Raw genomic sequence first — 18640 nt, forward strand, 5'->3', positions numbered from 1 at the left:
CTTTCCCTATTTAAAAAAATCTTTGTAATACGTTATTATTTGCGGCAAGCTATAGCCGGCATAGGTGCTGACCATTAAGGCAATCACCGTTATAAAATCTGCCAGTTTGATGCGCAATATCCTTAGTGCTTTGCCCATCTGGTTTTCTATGGTCTTTACCGAAAGGCCCAGTTGGTCTGCGATCTCCCTATATTTCAGCTCCTCAAACCTACTCATCTGAAATATCGTCCTGCACTGTTCCGGAAGTTCCTTTAACGCCTCCTGCAGCCTGGTTTCAAGTTCCGTTAACTCCACTTTGGATGAGGCTGGTTCATAATGGTCATTCATACTATGTACGGCATAATCCTGGTACTTTATTTTAATGGTCTGATGTTTCAGGTAGTTCAGGCTGTCGTTGTGTACACATTTGTATAAATACGCTTTGATGGAAGTCTGGACATTCATCAGCGAGCGTTTCTCCCAGAATTTCAGGAACATAGACTGCACAATTTCTTCTGCAGTGTCTTCATCCCTCAGCATCACGCTTGCATAGGCATGCAAGGCTTTGTAATGGGATTTGAACATCTGTTCAAAAGCACTGTCATCGTAAAGTGTTAATGTATCGGTCACGGTTTGTTTAATTCTACTTCAAATATATTAGTTTCTTTGACTTGAGTCGAGATGACATGTTGTCAAGTTTAAATATTAATCCTTTTCAAAAACTCTATTCCAGTTGTGCTATTGGTAGTAATCAAATCAATATACTGAACCTTAGGGAACCAAAATGACCCGCCATTTACCCTTACAAATACCCTTTTTAGCAATAAATCTTTCCCTTCATCTTTTATATAAATCCGGTATTTCTGGTCGGACTCAGATTTCTTAAGGTACAACGGGAGCTTTTTGTAAGCCACCAGTCTGATCTCGTATTCCTCATTACCGAGTGATTTACATTTCACCCCATAGGCAAACTTTTGTTCTATCGACGTAAGCTCTTTAAACTTTTCTTCTTCTTCATACCTGATCCATGACCCCTTTACCGGTCTTCTATCGTTCAGTTTTCCATCTTTTTCAAAGTTCAGCTCGTAGATCACCGTATTGGCATCCGGGTTTCGTTGTAAAAAGAACAGCAGATTTTCCCCTTTGGGCACAGGCAGGGGTTCAGGCATGCTGCTTTTCTGCGCGGGTGAGGATTCGTTCAGGCATAAAATCAGCGCCAGAATCAGTATTGCTGCCTTCAAAAACCGCATCAGTAGAGGTTCCTTTCGTACATTGCCGGCCGGCTCAATGCCTTTCTTGATGTTTGCTATTTTATGCTGATAGATCTTGCCTGGACTCCCGAAAATAAAGAACAGCAGCTCTTTGATCCCATCGCTCTGTCTGATGTCGGCTATCATGTCCCTGTATTCATGAAAATTCAATACAAAGGGATTGGTTTTATTGGCCACAGGAGTAGTCAGTCCGTATATCGGTTTTTCTTCCTCATACTGAAAAGTACCAAACATATGGTCCCAGATCATAAACACTGCACCGAAATTCTTATCCAGGTATTTCTCCTGACTGCCATGGTGTACCCTGTGGCTGGATGGCGTACCAAAATGCCGCTCTATAAACGGGTGCAGCTTTCCGATACGCTCCGTATGCACCCAGAATTGGTATAACGTGCTCAACTGACTCGCAACAAAAAATACCACAGGATGAAATCCCATCAGTGCTACTGGGATAAAGAACAGGGTCTTGAAATGCTGCACCCAGCTTTGTCGGAATGCAACAGTCAAATTATAATGCTCAGCCGAATGGTGTACCACATGCGTGGCCCAAAAGAAGCGGTTAAAATGCGAGATCCTGTGTGACCAGTAAGAACAGCAGTCGTACGCTACAAAACATGCGATCAAAGTCCACCAGTTCAGCTCCATTCTCCATGGCAACAAGTTATAGATCCACACGGCTGCATACAGCAATGCCATTTTCATCAGTAGGTTTACCGCCAGGTTGCCTAGCCCGATCATCACGGAGCCCAATGTTTCCCTGTTCTCGTAACTCTTGTGTTCAGAGAAATAAGACACACCATATTCTATTAAAGTAAATAACAATACAGCGGGCAGGGCATAGACCATCAAGTTTGGCGCTGCCTTTTCCAGGTCTGCAATGCTATCCAGTGGGATAGGGGATGCGCCGAATATAAACTGCAAGGTTGCCATGGTCTTAAGATTATAGCTTTATAACCTTACCAGACCCGCTGATCTGCGAATCTACCTGCGGATTGCCTTTGTAGTATACTTTACCGCTGCCACTGATTCTTGCTTTCAGTGACTCCTGTACTTTAAGCTTTGCGTCGCCACTGCCTGAGATGTTTATATCAGCATGTCTGGTGCTTAACTTTTCCAGGTCAGCCTCACCAGATCCGGAGATTTTGACAACGGTTTCATCTGCATTAAAAGCATCCTCAACCTCCACTTCCCCCGAACCGCTGATCGACAGATCGAAGAAATCAACCGCTGGAAATGCTCCGTAAATATCTACCGATCCACTGCCGCTTAACGAAACATATTGTATTTCCGGGAGGGTAACAAATACCTCGATGTCGTCTCGGCGCACATTTACACGTTCGTATCCAAGGTGCAAGGTATTGCCTACGATGTCTGTTTTAAAATAGGGGATCAGGTTGTCCGATCCTTTTAGCGTCACCTTAAATTCGGTGCCATAAGTGATGTGCACATCGTTTGCCCCGCTTGATTTTACTCCAGTGAAGTCCCTTACAATTCGCGTTTCTGTAGTTTTGTCGCCACTGGCCGTAAGCCTGTCTTTGGAGCAGGAGATAAGCAGCAGGCTGCTCAGTGCGAATAGAATTAATGCTTTCATTTTGTGATGATTAATTGTTTTCATTTGTATGTGTTATTAATATTGTGTTGGTTTGATAATTAAAATGTGATGTGCAATCCACCTGTGTAGCCCAGGTACAATGCCCTGAAGTCATCGTCCAAGTCGCCCGGCCATTCTTTGATTGTTTTTTTCGTCAATGCAATCCCTTCAGTAGTATTGGTGCTGATGAAGTTCAATGAAGGACCTGCAAATATTTCCAGGAAAGGCGTGATCCTGAGTGCTGGCATTAATCTTAAAGAGGCTTTCATATAGTCGCCTTCTTTAAAGCTCTCCAGCATGCTGCTGGTGATTTCGGCGTTCAGCCTGAAACTACGTGATTGAAAGAAATGGGCACCTAAGCCTGCCTCAAAAGCATAGACCTCATCTGTGTTTTTGAAGTTGTACCCTATGCCCAGGATGCCATACAGCACCTTTCCTCCCGATCTGAAAGACAGCATGCTGGTTTGATTTTCATCAATGGTAAGGCCAATGCTTTTTTCGCCATTTTTTATAATGTTGATGATCCCGATAGGGCAGTCACTGCTGTCGGCAATGTTGATGAACCCGGCTACCTGTGCGCCTTTCACTTTTTTAGCAATGTTGATAAAACCAGCGAACTGTGAGCCTTTTACGTCTTTAGCTGTATTGATAAAGCCTGCCATCTGGCTGATGGAAACATCTTTTGCTACATTGGCAAAGCCGGCAAACTGAGATCCTTTCAGATTTTTAGCGGTATTGCTGAAACCAGCAAACTGGACACCATTTACGTTTTTTGCTACGTTTGCAAAGCCTGAGAACTGAGCACCCTTTACATTTCCTGCAGCAACATTGGTAAATCCTGCAAATGCAGATCCGATGCCACCACCATAGGTATTCATGAATCCAGCAACCAAAGCCCCGTTTGCTGTCTTGCCAATATGGTTGGAAAAGCCTGCAAACTGTGAACCTTTGGTATCGTTTACTACTACATTAGAGAGACCGGCAAAGGATGGTCCGCGTTCGGCAGCTGACACACCTGCTATGAGGTGCAGTGAAAAACTATTGGTGTCCAAAGCAGCATGGCTTCCATTGGTGCTTAGCGGATATACCAGGCCCAAGTGCATTTTTCCCGGAATGGAAATGGTTACTGAGCGTGAATCAGCAGACTTATCTTTTGTGGTACTTTGCTGATCCTGTGCAGTGGCAGTTAATCCTGCGGCAACTAAAACTGAGGTAATTATTGTTTTCATTTCGTGTCTTATTTGAGAGTAAGACAACGAGATCAGGGTTCACCCCTACGCAGGAAATAAAAATAAGTTAAATTAGCTGAGGATCTTTTGCTTTTTTACCAATTATCTTTCTGCCGAAATGCAGGATTCCAAATGCCATAACGGTAGTTACCGTCATGATGCAGACCATTGGGACAGCACTTTCCTGTACAAAAAAACCAATAAATGCCGAAGCTATAGAGCCTATTGCCATTTGGGAAGCTCCCATCAGGGCAGAGGCACTGCCTGCGTTTTTAGTGAACGGCGCCATAGAAAGTGCCGCTGCATTAGGATTGGAAAAGCCAAGGCAACTTAAAAAGATAAATAACATTACCAATGTTCCGCCCAGTCCAAACCATCCGTTCATGCTGCCTATTAAGAAAATAAAAACGGTGATCGTCTGTACAATTAATGCGGCATAGATCAGTTGTTCGCTTTTGAATTTTCTAAGCATCAGGGTATTCACCTGGCTGGAACCAATAAAGCCGACCGACAATCCAGCAAAGATCCATCCATAGGTTTTTTCTTCTACTCCAAATACGGACATAAACAATACCGGTGAGGCACCTACATAGACAAATAATCCGGCAAAGGCCAGCGCACCGGTAAATGCATAAGTATAAAACTGTGGAACTTTAAGTACCGCGAGGAAATTAGTAATGATGGGACGCGGCTTTAATGACATACTGGTATCTGGTTTATAGCCGGAAGGCAGCCATAGCCAGCTCGCCAGTAATGTAAGTATTCCCAATCCAGTGAGTACGATAAATATAGAATGCCAGCCAAATGCCACAGTTACATAGCCGCCCAGCGTAGGGGCAATCATTGGTGAGGCCCCCAGAACAAGCATCAGCAAGGCAAAAACCTTAGCGTTTTGTTCTACCGGGAATAGGTCCCTTACCAAAGTAATCGAGGCTACACCTGCCGCACAGCTTCCTACCGCTTGAATAAAGCGCAATGCAATAAATGAATCGATATCGCTTACGAAGATACAGGTGATAGAGGCCAGGATATATACCAGCAGACCAATGTATAAAGGCTTCTTACGGCCAAACCTGTCCAGCAAGGGGCCGTACAGCAGTTGCCCGGCCGAGATACCTATAAAATAGCTAGACAGCGACCAGGCTACCTTACCCTCGGTGGTGTTTAGGTCCTGTGCAATGGCTTTAAAACCAGGCAGGTACATGTCTATGGAGAAAGGCCCCAGAGCAGTGAGGGAACCCAAAATAAGGATCAGAAAGACGTATCGTTTTTGTGTCATATGTAAATTTAGGGCGCAAATATAGGCCAAATTGTATAACTTTTAATCAGGATTATGTAAATGCTAAGGGCGGTGATGCCGTACTTTTGTACAGTAAATAATAGAAGAATGGACTCACACGAAAATATAAAGACAATTTCAATTCCGGTATTGGGTATGACCTGTGCCGGATGTGCCGTAAGTGTAGAATCTATGATCGGGGCGCAGGAGGGAGTAAAGCAAGCTGCTGTAAACTATGCTACGCAAAAGGTTAGCGTTACCTATGATCAGGAGGCCACAAAGCCCGAAAACTTCCAAAAAGCAGTGCAGTCAGTCGGCTACGACCTTATTCTGGATACCGAAAAAGGGGATGAACTGCAAGAGGAAGTACAGGCCGGTGCATACAACTCGCTTAAAAAAAGGACCATTATTTCAGGCATCCTTGCCCTGCCGGTAGTAATGATCGGTATGTTTTTTATGGATATGCCCTATGCCAATTACATGATGATGGTGCTTACTGCGCCGATAGTCTTCTATTTCGGCAAAAGCTTTTTTATCAACGCCTACAAACAGGCGCAACACAGCAAGGCCAATATGGATACGCTGGTAGCGCTCAGCACAGGAATAGCCTTTTTATTTAGCTTGTTCAATACGTTTTTCCCTGAGTTCTGGCACCATAGAGGCCTGCATCCGCATGTATATTATGAGGCAGCTGCTGTAGTTATCGTATTTATCATGTTGGGTAAACTGCTGGAGGAAAGGGCCAAGTCTAATACCTCCTCCGCTATTAAGAAACTGATCGGCCTGCAGCCTAAAACTGTTTTGCTGATTACCGATCAGGGAGAGAAAGAGATTTCCATAGCCGATGTAAAACGCGGAGACCAGATACTGGTCAGATCAGGAGAGAAAATTGCGGTAGACGGAAAGGTATATGAAGGCAGTTCTTATGTAGATGAAAGCATGATTACCGGCGAACCGGTAGCAATACTGAAGAGAGAAGCCGATAAAGTCTTTGCCGGTACCATTAATCAAAAGGGCAGCTTTAGGTTTATTGCGGAGAAGGTGGGTAGTGAAACCATGCTGGCACAAATTATTAAGCTGGTGCAGGAAGCCCAGGGTTCAAAAGCTCCGGTGCAGAAACTGGTAGATAAGATAGCAGGTATTTTTGTACCCATTGTGATGCTGATCGCGGTTGTTACATTAGGTGTATGGTTGTTATTGGGAGGAGAAAATGCATTTTCTCAAGGTATGCTGGCCATGGTTACCGTTTTGGTAATCGCCTGTCCCTGTGCGCTGGGCCTGGCTACGCCGACTGCCATTATGGTAGGGATAGGGAGAGGAGCGGAGAACGGGATATTAATTAAAGATGCGGATGCCTTAGAATCCGGATACAAAGTCGATGCTATTGTACTGGATAAGACAGGCACGATCACGGAAGGCAAGCCTGAGGTGACTGAGTTGATCTGGGTAGAAGGCCCGGCTGCAGCGCTAGCGTTGTACAAACAGATCTTTTTGGCGATGGAACAAAATTCTGAACATCCGCTTGCAGCAGCGATCGTCGACGAACTAAAAAAGCAATCCATTACAGCGGCTCTCATTACAAATTTTGAAAGCCTGACGGGAAAAGGCGTAAGTGCAGATTATGATAGTCAGCTATATTGGGCAGGGAGCCACAAATTGTTATCCGGACAAACGATCAGTTCCGAGCTGGAGCAACGTGCACAATCATTACAGGCAAAGGCCCAAACGGTGATTTATTTTTTCGACGAATCCCGGGTCCTGGCAGTAGCTGCAATTGCAGATAAGATAAAACAAGCTTCAAAGTCAGCCGTTGCAGCCCTGCAGAAGCAAGGAATAACTGTATATATGCTCACCGGAGACAATCAGCAGACCGCGGCTGCAGTGGCGGGGGAAGTTGGCATCGATCGTTTTCAAGCAGAAGTACTGCCCTCAGACAAAGCAGACTTCATTAAGCAGCTTCAGTCGGAAGGGAAAGTAGTAGCCATGATAGGGGATGGGATCAATGACAGTCAGGCACTGGCGCAAGCCAATTTGTCCATTGCCATGGGAAGAGGCTCAGACATTGCCATTGATGTAGCCAAGATCACCCTGATGTCTTCTGATCTGGAGCAGGTGCCCAAAGCACTGTTGCTTTCTAAAAAAACAGTACAAACCATCCGCCAAAACCTGTTTTGGGCGTTTATTTATAACCTCATCGGCATACCCATTGCGGCAGGATTATTGTATCCTTTTAATGGATTCTTGTTGAATCCCATGATTGCCGGAGCAGCGATGGCACTTAGCTCGGTGTCGGTAGTCAGCAATAGCTTAAGATTAAAATTCGCCAGTTTAATTTCATAAATTTACATCATCATGCATACAATAAAATTCAAGACAAATATCAAATGCGGAGGCTGTGTAGCTACCGTGACCCCTTTTCTAAACGCGATATCCAGCAAATGGAGTGTAGATACAGAAAATCCGGACAAAGTACTGAGCATCGATACCGATGAACCTGTAAATCCTAAACAAGTAATCAGCGTATTGGATACTGCCGGTTACAAGGCAGAAAAGATATGACACTTTATGTGAAAAATATGGTTTGCGACCGCTGCATCATGATCGTCAACCAGCAGTTGCAGAACCTTGGTTTTGAGGTCGGGGAAATCTCCCTTGGTAAGGTTACTGTGCAGCCCGATCCTGATGCAGCAAAACTGCAGGACATTTCTTCTGCCCTGCAGGTATTGGGTTTTGAGCTGATCGACAAGGAAAAAGATCAGCTCATAGAGCAAATTAAAACAGAGGTGATCAACCTGGTACATTATTCAGATCTCAACGAAATCAACCAGAGCCTCATGCATTTAATTGCAGACCGGTTAAATAAAGATTATGCCTACCTGAGCAGGTCATTTTCAGACGCTGAAGGCATTACCATCGAACGCTATATCATACAGCAAAAAACAGAAAAAGTAAAAGAACTGCTGGAATATGGAGAACTCAACCTGAATGAAATCTCTTATAAAATGGGTTATAGCAGCAGTGCCCACTTATCGGCTCAGTTTAAAGCTATAACCGGTTTTTCACCCAGCAAGTACAAAGCTGCAAAGGATCAGAACAGGAAGTCTTTAGATAAAATTGGCTAGCTACCGGAAACCAGGCCTTTTTCAAAAGCGATGCGCACCAGGCCCGCGGTATTCTTAACCCCCAATTTCTGGATCAGGTTACTGCGATGCGATTCCACCGTCTTTACGCTGATGAATATCTTTTCGGCGATCTCTTCTGTCGTATATTCTTTAATGATCAGGTCCAGTATTTCTTTCTCCCGGCTTGTCAGCTTTGGAATGAAATAGGCCGAAGGGTTAGATTTCCCGAGCGATTCATTGAGCAGCATCTGGCTGATGCGCTGCGGCAGGTACCGTTGCCCTTCCAGGGCTGATTTAATAGCCACTACCAGTTCCGTTTTGTCTGTGTTCTTCAAAAGATAGCCCATTGCCCCATTTTTAATGATCTGCTTGATAAAAGCTACATCCTCAAAGTTGCTGAGGGCAATAATGCGCAATTGCGGAAACTTTTGCAGCAGTTCTTTACATGCGGTAATGCCATTGCCATCTGGCAGGTTGATGTCCAGCAGCAGTACCTGTATGTTTGGCTGCAATCCTTCAAAAGTCTCTGCTATGGTTGTAAAAGACTGAGAAATCATTACTTCCTTGTTGGACTTCAACATTGTCCGGATGCCTTCAATCACGATGGTATGGTCATCGGTTATGGCTACTTCAATCATCTTTCAAGGTATTTAGGTCGATGGTAATGTTAAAAAATGTTCCCTTTTCGGTACTGGTAATATCGAGTTGCGCATTTAAAAACTCTATGCGTGAGCGGATGTTCTTTAGGCCCAGTCCTTTCTGAACTACCAAAGTATCAAAGCCTTTTCCATTGTCCTCCACGGTGATAAACAGTTCGTTTTCATGAAAATTCATCTGTACCATCGCAGTAGTAGCCCCGGCGTGTCTGGTGATGTTATTTATCAGTTCCTGTATGATCCTGTAGATGACCGTTTCGGCTTTTTTAGGCAATACTGCCGGATTTCCAAAGTACTGGAAATCGAGGCTCAAGGCTTGCGACTGGTTTATTCTGGCACAATACTCCCTTACCGTTTCTACCAGGCCAAAATCTACAATGGAACTGGGCATCAAGTTGTGAGAAATACTGCGGATCTGTGTGCAGGAACTATCGATCATCTCGATGGCTTTTTTAAGGTTTTCCTGGTCATCCAAAACCAGTCCCGCATCCTCCAGACTTGACAAGCGATATTTAATAGCCGCCAGGTCGCCATTGATGCCATCATGCAATTCCTGAGCAATGCGCCTGCGCTCTTTCTCCTCTCCATCTATCAAAGCTTCTAGTTGCGCTATTTCCTGCTGCTGCTTTAAGCTCAGGATTTCCTTGTTTTTTCGCCGCTGTCGCTGACTGAAAAATAGCCATATCCCGAAAGAAAGTATCACCAAAAGCAAGATTACGATCAGTGATATCGTGGTTTGGTTTTCTTTTTTAAGTAATTCTATCTCCGTTTTTTTAATCTGGCTTTGCTGTTCAGCAATGGATTTATCTTTTTTCTCCGTTTCGTATTGCGTCTGTATCAGGGAAATCTGTTTCAGGTAGTTTTCATCCATCACGGAATCTTTCAGATTATCGCTTAGGGCGAGGAATTTAAATGCCTTTGCAGGCTGATTGGTGTTGTCATAAATCACAGCAAGCCTTTTGTATGCCTTAAACAAAATTTCCCTTGCTTTGATTTGCCTGGCGAGAGCGATGGTTTGCTGAGTATAATCCAGGGCCTTGGCATAATTTTTCATTTCAAGATAAAGTCCAGACAGGATATACATCAAATCATTCTTTTCAATGATTGTCGGTTCACCAATCCGGTTTGCCGTTTCATAATACCCAATTGCTTTATTGAACTGTTTAATATAACTATAATAATCGCCAAGGTTTCTTTTTGCAATAAACTGTAGATGCATGTCAGTAGAGTTCTCCGCAGACTTTGCAGTCTTGTTGAAATTAATGAGGGCTTCATCCGGCTTGTTTTGCCTTAAAAGGGTGAGTCCTACATCCCCGTAAAGTTCAGCTATTTGCGCTGTTTGGGCGGGACTGGAATATTGTATTGCTTTTTTGAGGTAAAATACTTCCAGTTTTGGGTTTTTTATGGTAGCATATATAGCGGAGAAGTTTTGATAGCTCTGGCTTAATGCGGCACTGTCCTTCAAGGTTTCAAAGATTTTTAAACCTGAAAGATAATTGGATACCGCCAGTTCGTAATCGCCTTTAAACTGATACGTATTTCCTATGTTGATAAAGGTTTGAGCCTGACCGCGTTTATATCCCATTCTTTCACTGTGGGGCTTTGATTTTTGGTAGTAATAGAGTGCAGAATCGTAGTTGCCTATGTCGTTATGTACTATTCCGCTGTATTGCATGGATTTAAAGGCACCAAGTTCGTATTTTTCCTTTAGGCTTAATTGGTAAGCATCCTGATAAATTTTTAAAGCCTTCCTGGGTTCAGAAACTTCAAATACATACGCTTTGTCCAGTAATTCTTTGATACGTGCAGAGTCTTTCTGAGCCCGGGCCGGCACAGAAGTCATTGCCCACATCGTGGTTAAGAGCAGGAGGGCGACGTAGATCTTCATGTATTATACGGGTTGGGCTTTTAAACTGCTAATTTACTCTTTGATATACTTTTTTACTGTTTTTTCCTGTAAGCATCATCCGGTTTGGTTCAGCATAAAAGCTAATCGCTTCTTTCTGATGGGTTTTCGGATCTACAAAGATCAGCGCCTTGCCTTCAGTGTACCATTGCATTCTTTGTACCTGCGTTCCCTGCGGCGCATCTATAGTCACATCCCTGGTACCGCCGGCACTTTTGCCAGTCCAGATAGAAGCATTTCCATTGCCATCAAATTTTACAAAATAATCTGTCGAGAAAGAGGAATAAAACTCACCGCTTCCGCTGCTAATCACCTCTGTATTCCGCCAGGTACCAATAAGGGAAGGATTCCTTGAAAGACCGGAGGTGTTCTTAATAACAGCAGTATTGGCAGCAGCAACAGGACTCTTTTTCAATACAATTTTGACACCAGGCACAGTTTGGCCGGGATCCAGTAAAGTGAAGTTGAGATTTTGACCGGATTTTTCTGCGGAGAAGCGATAGGTAATATTGGTATTGTCCTCTGTGATCTTTCCCGAACAAATTGAACTAATGACCGTACCATTGATGGTTGCCTGTTCACCGTTGATGGTAAAAGAACCAGTAACCGCTTTATCTTTTTGTACAAGCTGGATAGATAAGGGTATTCCTTTGATTTCGCCGGTATAAGTCCCGCTAAAGCTGATTACATTTTGTTTTGCTTTAATGACCGGCTTAACTACTTTTTTTACCGGTTTTTTAACTGTCTTAGCCACTGTTTGTGCTGGTCTCTGTACGTTGCTATTAGAATGAGTGGCCCATTCTGTGCCTGGAATTAAAGAGATGATCACCACACAGATTTTTAGCAACATAATTCCTTGAATTTTCATGATGAAACTACTAATTATTTTTAACAAATATGCCGTTAACCGAACCATTTAGGTTAACAACCTTTTCTGTCCCGTTCTTCCATTGGAAGGCTTGTTTGTTTGCATTGCCGACAACATATTCGATTCCATTTACGATGGTGAAAGCGGCGGCACTCGCATCATCACTGCCATTTGAAAGCTCTTTTGCGACACCATTTTTAGCGATTTTAGCAATTAGCGTATTGCTCGCATTGTCCTCTTCAAATAGGACGTAAACATCGCTACCAGCTATTTGCATATCGATTTCGTATCCGCTGCGGTTTCCATTGGTAATTTCTTTTTTAGCAGCATCTGCCCAGTAAACTACCTGTTGCGATGCATTTGGCATGTTTTGGCGGCCCAGCACATGTGCCACATTGTTTTTAAGAATGATTTTCTTACCAAAAGTATTGAAGTTGCCGCTATTCAGAATGCTTACCACATTGTTTTTCCAAACCTTTAGGTCATTTCCAAACTGGGTGCTGTTTTTTTGATTGAAAAGTACCGTTATAGTAGATCCTTCTACCGAGATAGACTCTCCATAAGCATCCTTTGATCCATCTGTAATTTCTACAGCTACACCATTTTTCCAGTATTTTGCGATGACCCTTCCAGCTGCATTTGTTTCATTTCCGGAGATGTATACCTCGTTATTTATCACCACCATATCCGTCGCTTGTCCGTCTCTTGTGTTCAGCGGTGTAACCACCCCATTTTTCCAGTATTTATAAAGCGTAGTACTGCTTCCCTGACTTTGGTCTGTTTCCGTACCCAATACATAAACATTCCCATTGTCAACCACCATTTTGATCGGTGCGGCCTTTTTGCTTCCATCAGTAACTGGTACCAGTTCATCGTTTTTCCAGGTTACGATCCTTGAAGTCCGGATAAATCCGTTGGGGCTTGTTTCATGCCCCAGAATATAGACATCATTACCGGCAATGGTCACCGATTTGGCTACGGTGTTTTGTGAGGACTCAAAAGGAAGTGCTGTCAGTTCACCATCTTTCCAGACCACAGGCTCCTTACGCTGAGCATTATTTAATGCGCCTACCATAAATTCTTTGACGTTGCCGGCATTGCCATTTCCATTGCCTTCCGGTTCGCCCTCAGCACCTTTTTTCTTGCAGGACAGGATAAAGCTGAATGATAAGATAGCGAGTAGGAGTGTTGTTGATTTCATAGTTTTAATTTTAAGTTTTTAAGAATGATTTTATGTGTGGTTTTTTCATTTATTGATTGAGACCAAATTCTACATAAAAATCAGGCATAAAATCGGTGTAAACCTTAATTGAGAAAACTCAGGGAAAACCCTTAGTCGGCCAGCATATCCCTCTCTATCAAACAAACTAATTTAACTTTCAATATATTTTGAAAGTTTAATAACTTGTATTATATTTGTATATGGAATTAGCAGAAGGAAAACAGAAATTCATAGAGGCCTGGGGTAAATTAGGCTCAGAATGGGGGATCAACCGCACCATGGCGCAGGTTCATGCATTACTACTCATCTCAGCCGACGCACTTACTACCGAAGAGATCATGGACACCCTAAGTATCTCCAGAGGCAATGCCAACATGACTCTAAGGGATTTGATCGGCTGGGGCCTGATAGAAAAACAGCATAGGGCAGGGGAGCGCAAAGAGTATTTTTATGCAGATAAAGACACCTGGAATATTGCAAGACAAGTGGCCAAGGAACGCAGAAAAAGGGAACTAGATCCGGTGTTGAAGGTGCTTGACGAACTTGCCAATGTAAAAGGAGAAGATAAAGATCCTGAATTTGCTACTTTCAAAAAGTCCATTGCCGATATCAATAAGCTGGCTAAAAATGTAGATAAAACCCTCGATACCATGCTAAAAGCAGAGGAAAGCTGGTTTTGGGGCTCGATATTTAAAATGTTCAAATAGTCTGTAATTAATTTATTCAAATGACCAATATTCAAATAACCATTTTTAAAATGTCCAGATAAGCCTATTTTTTTTAACTAGATATTTCATTTTTTACTGAAAGTTCCATAAGAAATAAATAATAAGAATAAACAATATGAAAACGCTGAAAAACCACCTCATCCTATTCGACGAAGAATGTCCAATGTGCAGAATGTATACCAGTGCATTTGTAAGTACTGGCCTTTTAGAAAAGCAGGGGAGGTCAGCTTATCAGGAATTGTCTGCCCGTGCTTGCCCGATGGTAGACAGGCAGCGTGCAGCAAATGAGATAGCACTGGTGAACCAGGAAACGGGTGAGGTCACCTACGGCATCAAAAGTCTGTTTAAAATCATTGGCTTGGCCATGCCGGTTTTCCGTCCGCTCTTTAGTTTCCAACCCTTTATCTGGCTGATGAGCAAAGTATATGCATTTATTGCCTACAACAGGCGGGTTATTATACCTCCGGTAAAGGAAGAGGCTTATCAGTTTCAGCCCGCCTTTAAACTTCATTACCGCATTGCTTATCTGGTATTTACCTGGTTTCTGACTGCCTGTATTTTATCTAATTATACAGTTTTAATGAAAGAACTCCTTCCGGCAGGACATGCCTATCGAGAGTACTTCATTTGCTGTCGACAGATCGTTTTTCAGGGCATCATCGTCACCCTGCTTAACCCGCAAAAAGCCTGGGCCTATCTTGGCAACATGATGACTATTTCATTTGCAGGAGCATTATTGCTCCTGCCACCAATGCTATTGGCCACTTGGGTCGACCTTGATCCAATATTTTATCTGATTTGGTTTTTGGGCGTTGCAGGCCTGATGTTACTGGAGCATATCCGCAGAAGTAGCCTTTTAAAAATAGGCTGGACCTTGACGGTCACCTGGGTACTATACCGAATTGCAGTCCTATTAGTTATACTTTTAAATGCATAATTATGAAATACAATAAGATCATTTTGGCAGGTGGAAACGGATACCTGGGCCAGGTATTTGCAGAATATTACCATAATCTGGCTACAGAGATTATCATCTTAAGCCGAAAACCAGCAGCAAGCCAAGGAAATATAACCACTTTAGTGTGGAACGGCGTGGACGAAGGTGAATGGAGCAAAAGTCTGGATGGAGCTGATCTCCTGATCAATTTATGTGGGAAGAATGTAAACTGCAGATACACTGCAAAGAACAAAGCTGAGATCATTGCTTCAAGGGTCAACCCGACCATACTTTTGGGAAAGGTCATCGCTAAACTGCAGAACCCTCCAGAACTCTGGATTAATATCACTTCTGCGACGATCTATCGCCATGCGGAAGACCGCCCGCAGGATGAGGAAACAGGGGAAATAGGCTATGGATTTTCGATAGATGTATGTCGCCAATGGGAGCAAACATTTTTCGAAACAAGTACTCCTCAAATCAGAAAAATTGCTTTGCGGATGGGAATAGTATTGGGAAGTAGAGACGGCGCTTTTCCACGGCTGCTTAATCTGGTAAAATTTGGTCTTGGCGGAAAACAAGGCGATGGGCAGCAATATGTATCATGGGTTCATGAGCAGGATGCTGCCAAATGTACTGAGTGGTTGTTGCAACACAAGGAGTTGAGTGGTGTTATTAACTGCACGGCGCCTGAAGCAGTAAAAAACACAACGTTCATGAAGCTAATCCGTAATGCCTATGGTGTGCCGTTCGGACTCCCATCACCAGCATGGTTGCTGGAAATGGGAGCGGTTGTTATCGGAACCGAGACAGAACTAATCTTAAAAAGTCGCTGGGTTGCACCGAAACGGTTGGTGGATTCTGGTTATTCCTTTATTTTCCCAAGGGCTGAACATGCAATTAAGGATATTATAAGCATTGCAAATTAAGCTCATGGAAACATTGGTTATTATAGAGCGGAGGCTAATTAATTATAAAGTTGGTTTTTTGCAGAACACAGCTCTTTCCCGAATATGGGTATTCTTTTGGATAGTATTACCAATGCCTTTACTTTTCCACGCACAGTTTATTAATGACATATTATGGCCACTTGCTGGCATTACAATAAATTTAACCACTTAATTATGCCGAAATTTGTGTTAAAGACCAAAATCTACGCCACACCTGATGTTTGCTTTAATCTTGCACGAAGTATCGATCTTCATCTTGACACCATGAAGCATACGGGTGAGCGTGCCATCGCTGGAGTCACAACTGGATTGATCGGACTTAATGAAACTGTTACATGGAAAGCAAAGCATTTCGGAGTAATGATGAAATTGACTAGCAAGATAACAGCATGTGAAATCCCAGTCTTATTTACGGACGAAATGGTAACTGGACCTTTTAAAATGATGATACATCAGCATGTATTTGAACAGAAAGCAGGGTATACCTTGATGACAGATGAATTTACATATGAGTCGCCGCTCGGTATACTTGGCAAACTTGCAGATGCGCTGTTTCTTAGGAAATATATGCAGGAACTCATAGAACATCGTAATCAGGTTATAAAGCAAAAAGCAGAAGCTTATGCCAAGTAACTATTGGGAATTGCCTATAACAGGTCAGCCCAATGATTTTGACGGGCTAGCGAGAAGTTAAAATGAATAATCAGTATATTGTCGACGTTTTCAGCTAACATTTATTGAGTAATACATAAATGAGAGAAAGGGTTAATCAAGATATGCAATGGATAGAGGAGTTTCAGAGAGGGAATGAGTCTTCGCTTGCGTATTTTTTTAAAGAACACCATCGGTCATTGTGTTATTTTGCATCAAAAATTGTTAAAGACGAGCGTCAGGCAGAGGATATTGTAGCAGATTGCTTCATTAAACTATGGGATCGAAGAGAAACCTTTGAAAATACGGATAAGATCAAGGCCTTTTTATATATCGCCTGCCGTAATAACTGCCTCAATTACCTGCGTAATGAAAAACGTAAAACTGCTGCCCAGGAACTTTATCTCAGGCAGATGGATCAGCACAACGACGAGATCTTTTATGAGATCATCGACACAGAGATAGTGGATATTCTGGCAAGAGAAATTGAAAGCCTGCCAGATAAATGCCGTGAGGTCTTTAAGCTGATCTATCTTGGAGGTAAAAATACTGAGGAAATTGCGCAGGAACTTAATTTAAATGTACAGACGGTGCGAAATCATAAAAGCCGTGCAATTGAATTGCTAAAAACACAATTTTTAAAAAAAGGTCTCTCGGCCACCTTGCAGTTATTTTTGTTGATGTTTATGGGAAGACATCTCTAGTCAGCTCCTGATAATTACTGGCATCATTAAGCAATCAAAATCACAGCGTTAAAAAAAAGTTAAATTTCTTTTGGTTGTTTGTCAGAGTTTGGGGTTTCTATTGTATATGCTCATTGAAGGATCGCCATGGCTTATCCATAAAGAGCATAATTAAAAGAATGACAATGTTTGAAAATGAAATTTATATTGCGCAATTGGTTGCTGCCCGGATAAAGGGTACGATCACCGAGCCACAGCAGAATGAACTGGATGCCTGGGTGAATGCGAGTGAGCGCAATACTTTGCAATACCGTAAATATATTGATGAAAAGGAACTTGAGGAAAAAGTCAAGGATTACTTTGACGTTAATAGTATAGCCATTTTTCATAAGATCACTGAGGGAATAAAGGATCAGCAGCAAGTAGTAGCTGCACCAAAAGTAGTAAGGCTATGGCCCCGTATCGCCATAGCTGCTGCCGTTGTGCTTATGGTACTAGGCGCAGTGTGGTTCATAAACAGGAATATGACGAGCGGCGCTAAGCGTGAGATTGAATATGCGAGTGACGCTGCGCCCGGAAAAGAGGGGGCTACACTAACCCTGGCTAATGGTGAAAAGATCAAACTGAGTACAGCTATTAATGGTGAGTTGGCCAAAGAAGCTGGTGTTAGCGTTTCAAAAACGGCCGATGGACAATTGGTATATGTGATGGACGGTACTGCCGAGAGCAACAATATGAATACGCTATCCACCAGTAACGGCGAGACGTACCGGGTTAAATTACCTGATGGATCGAATGTATGGCTTAATGCCGCATCGAGTATTACCTATAGATCATCACTGAATGACAACGGAACAAGAAGGGTTAAATTAGTTGGAGAAGCATATTTTGAAATCGCCAAAGACGCACAGCATCCCTTTGTGGTAGAATCTGCAGGTCAGGAGGTGGAAGTTTTGGGTACGCATTTTAATATCAACAGCTATCTGGATGAGCCCGCTATATCCACTACTTTATACGAAGGATCGGTTAGCATTACTGTAGCAAAGGCCGGTAGCAAGCAGGTCTTAAAACCCGGAGAGCAAGCCTTGAATACCAATGGCGGCTTAAATGTACAGGAAGTGAATGTAGACAATGTGATAGATTGGCAAGCAGGTGATTTTAACCTGGAAGGAGTAGCGTTTACCGTATTGATGCGTAAAATTGCCAGATGGTATGACGTGGAAGTGGTATATGAGCAGTCAGTTTTGAAAGATATAAAAATTGGTGGCTGGATATCGAGAGATAAAAAACTGTCGCAGGTTCTTAACTTTATTGAGTCCTCCGGAGCCGTTCACTTTAAGATTGAAGATAAAAAAGTAATCGTGACTAAATAACCCGCAATTAACAAATTTATGAACCTAAAAATAGCCAGGAAGATGGAAGAATTTTTACGAAAGCAAAATTAATAAAAAGCAAACCATCCCCATTTAAGCGGGAATGGTTTTAGCTTGGACAATCAAATTATTAACTGTTTTAACCGCAATGATGCTTCAGTTTTGGACGACAAGAGCAAATTGCATAGAACCAAA

Annotated in this window: 18 protein-coding genes; 9 read left to right on the forward strand and 9 right to left on the reverse strand. The window is 42.8% G+C overall.

The genetic code is table 11. The features are described 5' to 3' along the window. Positions 1-6: 6 nt before the first annotated feature. The 5 genes from EZ437_RS13070 to EZ437_RS13090 all read right to left on the reverse strand — a co-directional run bounded on the left by EZ437_RS13070 (position 7) and on the right by EZ437_RS13090 (position 5349). The gene (locus EZ437_RS13070; protein ID WP_225869578.1) at positions 7-609 is read right to left on the reverse strand and encodes an RNA polymerase sigma-70 factor; all 603 of its coding nucleotides are present in this window, start codon (positions 607-609) and stop codon (positions 7-9) included. Positions 610-677: 68 nt separating this feature from the next. Then, positions 678-2180, reverse strand: a complete 1503-nt coding sequence (locus tag EZ437_RS13075) for a DUF4833 domain-containing protein (protein WP_131596445.1) — start codon at positions 2178-2180, stop codon at positions 678-680. Positions 2181-2190: 10 nt separating this feature from the next. Beyond that, positions 2191-2841 carry a head GIN domain-containing protein gene (locus EZ437_RS13080; RefSeq protein WP_165500406.1) on the reverse strand — a complete coding sequence of 217 codons (651 nt, stop codon included), beginning with the start codon at positions 2839-2841 and terminating at the stop codon, positions 2191-2193. Between the two features lie 59 nt (positions 2842-2900). After that, on the reverse strand, positions 2901-4070 hold the full coding sequence (locus EZ437_RS13085) for a hypothetical protein (protein ID WP_131596447.1): 1170 nt from the start codon (positions 4068-4070) through the stop codon (positions 2901-2903). 67 nt (positions 4071-4137) lie between these two features. Continuing rightward, positions 4138-5349 carry a multidrug effflux MFS transporter gene (locus tag EZ437_RS13090; RefSeq protein WP_131596448.1) on the reverse strand — a complete coding sequence of 404 codons (1212 nt, stop codon included), beginning with the start codon at positions 5347-5349 and terminating at the stop codon, positions 4138-4140. Between the two features lie 108 nt (positions 5350-5457). On the opposite strand from EZ437_RS13090, the gene EZ437_RS13095 reads away from it, so the two are divergent. From EZ437_RS13095 to EZ437_RS13105, 3 genes are read left to right on the forward strand one after another with little or no spacing between them, the layout of a single operon-like run. Then, positions 5458-7689, forward strand: a complete 2232-nt coding sequence (locus EZ437_RS13095; protein WP_131596449.1) for a heavy metal translocating P-type ATPase — start codon at positions 5458-5460, stop codon at positions 7687-7689. A 12-nt stretch (positions 7690-7701) separates the two neighbouring features. After that, positions 7702-7908 carry a heavy-metal-associated domain-containing protein gene (locus tag EZ437_RS13100; RefSeq protein WP_131596450.1) on the forward strand — a complete coding sequence of 69 codons (207 nt, stop codon included), beginning with the start codon at positions 7702-7704 and terminating at the stop codon, positions 7906-7908. Beyond that, entirely contained in the window at positions 7905-8471 is a 567-nt protein-coding gene (locus EZ437_RS13105; protein ID WP_131596451.1) for an AraC family transcriptional regulator, read from the forward strand. The genes EZ437_RS13100 and EZ437_RS13105 overlap by 4 nt, the downstream gene beginning before the upstream one ends. On the opposite strand, the gene EZ437_RS13110 is transcribed toward EZ437_RS13105, so the two are convergent. From EZ437_RS13110 to EZ437_RS13125, 4 genes are read right to left on the reverse strand one after another with little or no spacing between them, the layout of a single operon-like run. Continuing rightward, the gene (locus EZ437_RS13110) at positions 8468-9109 is read right to left on the reverse strand and encodes a response regulator (RefSeq protein WP_131596452.1); all 642 of its coding nucleotides are present in this window, start codon (positions 9107-9109) and stop codon (positions 8468-8470) included. The two genes, EZ437_RS13105 and EZ437_RS13110, sit on opposite strands and share 4 nt — an antisense overlap. Further along, on the reverse strand, positions 9102-11015 hold the full coding sequence (locus EZ437_RS13115; RefSeq protein ID WP_131596453.1) for a histidine kinase: 1914 nt from the start codon (positions 11013-11015) through the stop codon (positions 9102-9104). The genes EZ437_RS13110 and EZ437_RS13115 overlap by 8 nt, the downstream gene beginning before the upstream one ends. 28 nt (positions 11016-11043) lie before the next feature. Beyond that, the gene (locus EZ437_RS13120) at positions 11044-11901 is read right to left on the reverse strand and encodes a hypothetical protein (RefSeq protein WP_131596454.1); all 858 of its coding nucleotides are present in this window, start codon (positions 11899-11901) and stop codon (positions 11044-11046) included. Between the two features lie 10 nt (positions 11902-11911). Continuing rightward, positions 11912-13102, reverse strand: a complete 1191-nt coding sequence (locus EZ437_RS13125; protein ID WP_131596455.1) for a Kelch repeat-containing protein — start codon at positions 13100-13102, stop codon at positions 11912-11914. Between the two features lie 221 nt (positions 13103-13323). Here EZ437_RS13125 and EZ437_RS13130 point away from each other — a divergent pair, with 221 nt between their 5' ends. The 6 genes from EZ437_RS13130 (at position 13324) to EZ437_RS13155 (ending at position 18445) form a co-directional block, all read left to right on the forward strand. Next, positions 13324-13830 carry a GbsR/MarR family transcriptional regulator gene (locus EZ437_RS13130; RefSeq protein ID WP_131596456.1) on the forward strand — a complete coding sequence of 169 codons (507 nt, stop codon included), beginning with the start codon at positions 13324-13326 and terminating at the stop codon, positions 13828-13830. 136 nt (positions 13831-13966) lie between these two features. Next, positions 13967-14788: a DCC1-like thiol-disulfide oxidoreductase family protein gene (locus tag EZ437_RS13135; RefSeq protein ID WP_131596457.1), complete on the forward strand. Its 822-nt coding sequence runs from the start codon at positions 13967-13969 to the stop codon at positions 14786-14788. A gap of 2 nt (positions 14789-14790) precedes the next feature. Continuing rightward, on the forward strand, positions 14791-15717 hold the full coding sequence (locus EZ437_RS13140; RefSeq protein WP_131596458.1) for a TIGR01777 family oxidoreductase: 927 nt from the start codon (positions 14791-14793) through the stop codon (positions 15715-15717). Between the two features lie 195 nt (positions 15718-15912). Then, positions 15913-16371 (forward strand): SRPBCC family protein, encoded by a 459-nt coding sequence (locus EZ437_RS13145; protein ID WP_131596459.1) that lies wholly within the window; start codon positions 15913-15915, stop codon positions 16369-16371. 119 nt (positions 16372-16490) lie between these two features. Then, positions 16491-17093 (forward strand): RNA polymerase sigma factor, encoded by a 603-nt coding sequence (locus tag EZ437_RS13150; RefSeq protein WP_131596460.1) that lies wholly within the window; start codon positions 16491-16493, stop codon positions 17091-17093. 164 nt (positions 17094-17257) lie between these two features. Then, the gene (locus tag EZ437_RS13155) at positions 17258-18445 is read left to right on the forward strand and encodes a FecR family protein (RefSeq protein WP_131596461.1); all 1188 of its coding nucleotides are present in this window, start codon (positions 17258-17260) and stop codon (positions 18443-18445) included. The last annotated feature ends 195 nt before the right edge of the window (positions 18446-18640 follow it).

Origin of the sequence: Pedobacter psychroterrae (genome assembly GCF_004331695.1) — a bacterium.
GTDB classification, from domain to species: domain Bacteria; phylum Bacteroidota; class Bacteroidia; order Sphingobacteriales; family Sphingobacteriaceae; genus Pedobacter; species Pedobacter psychroterrae.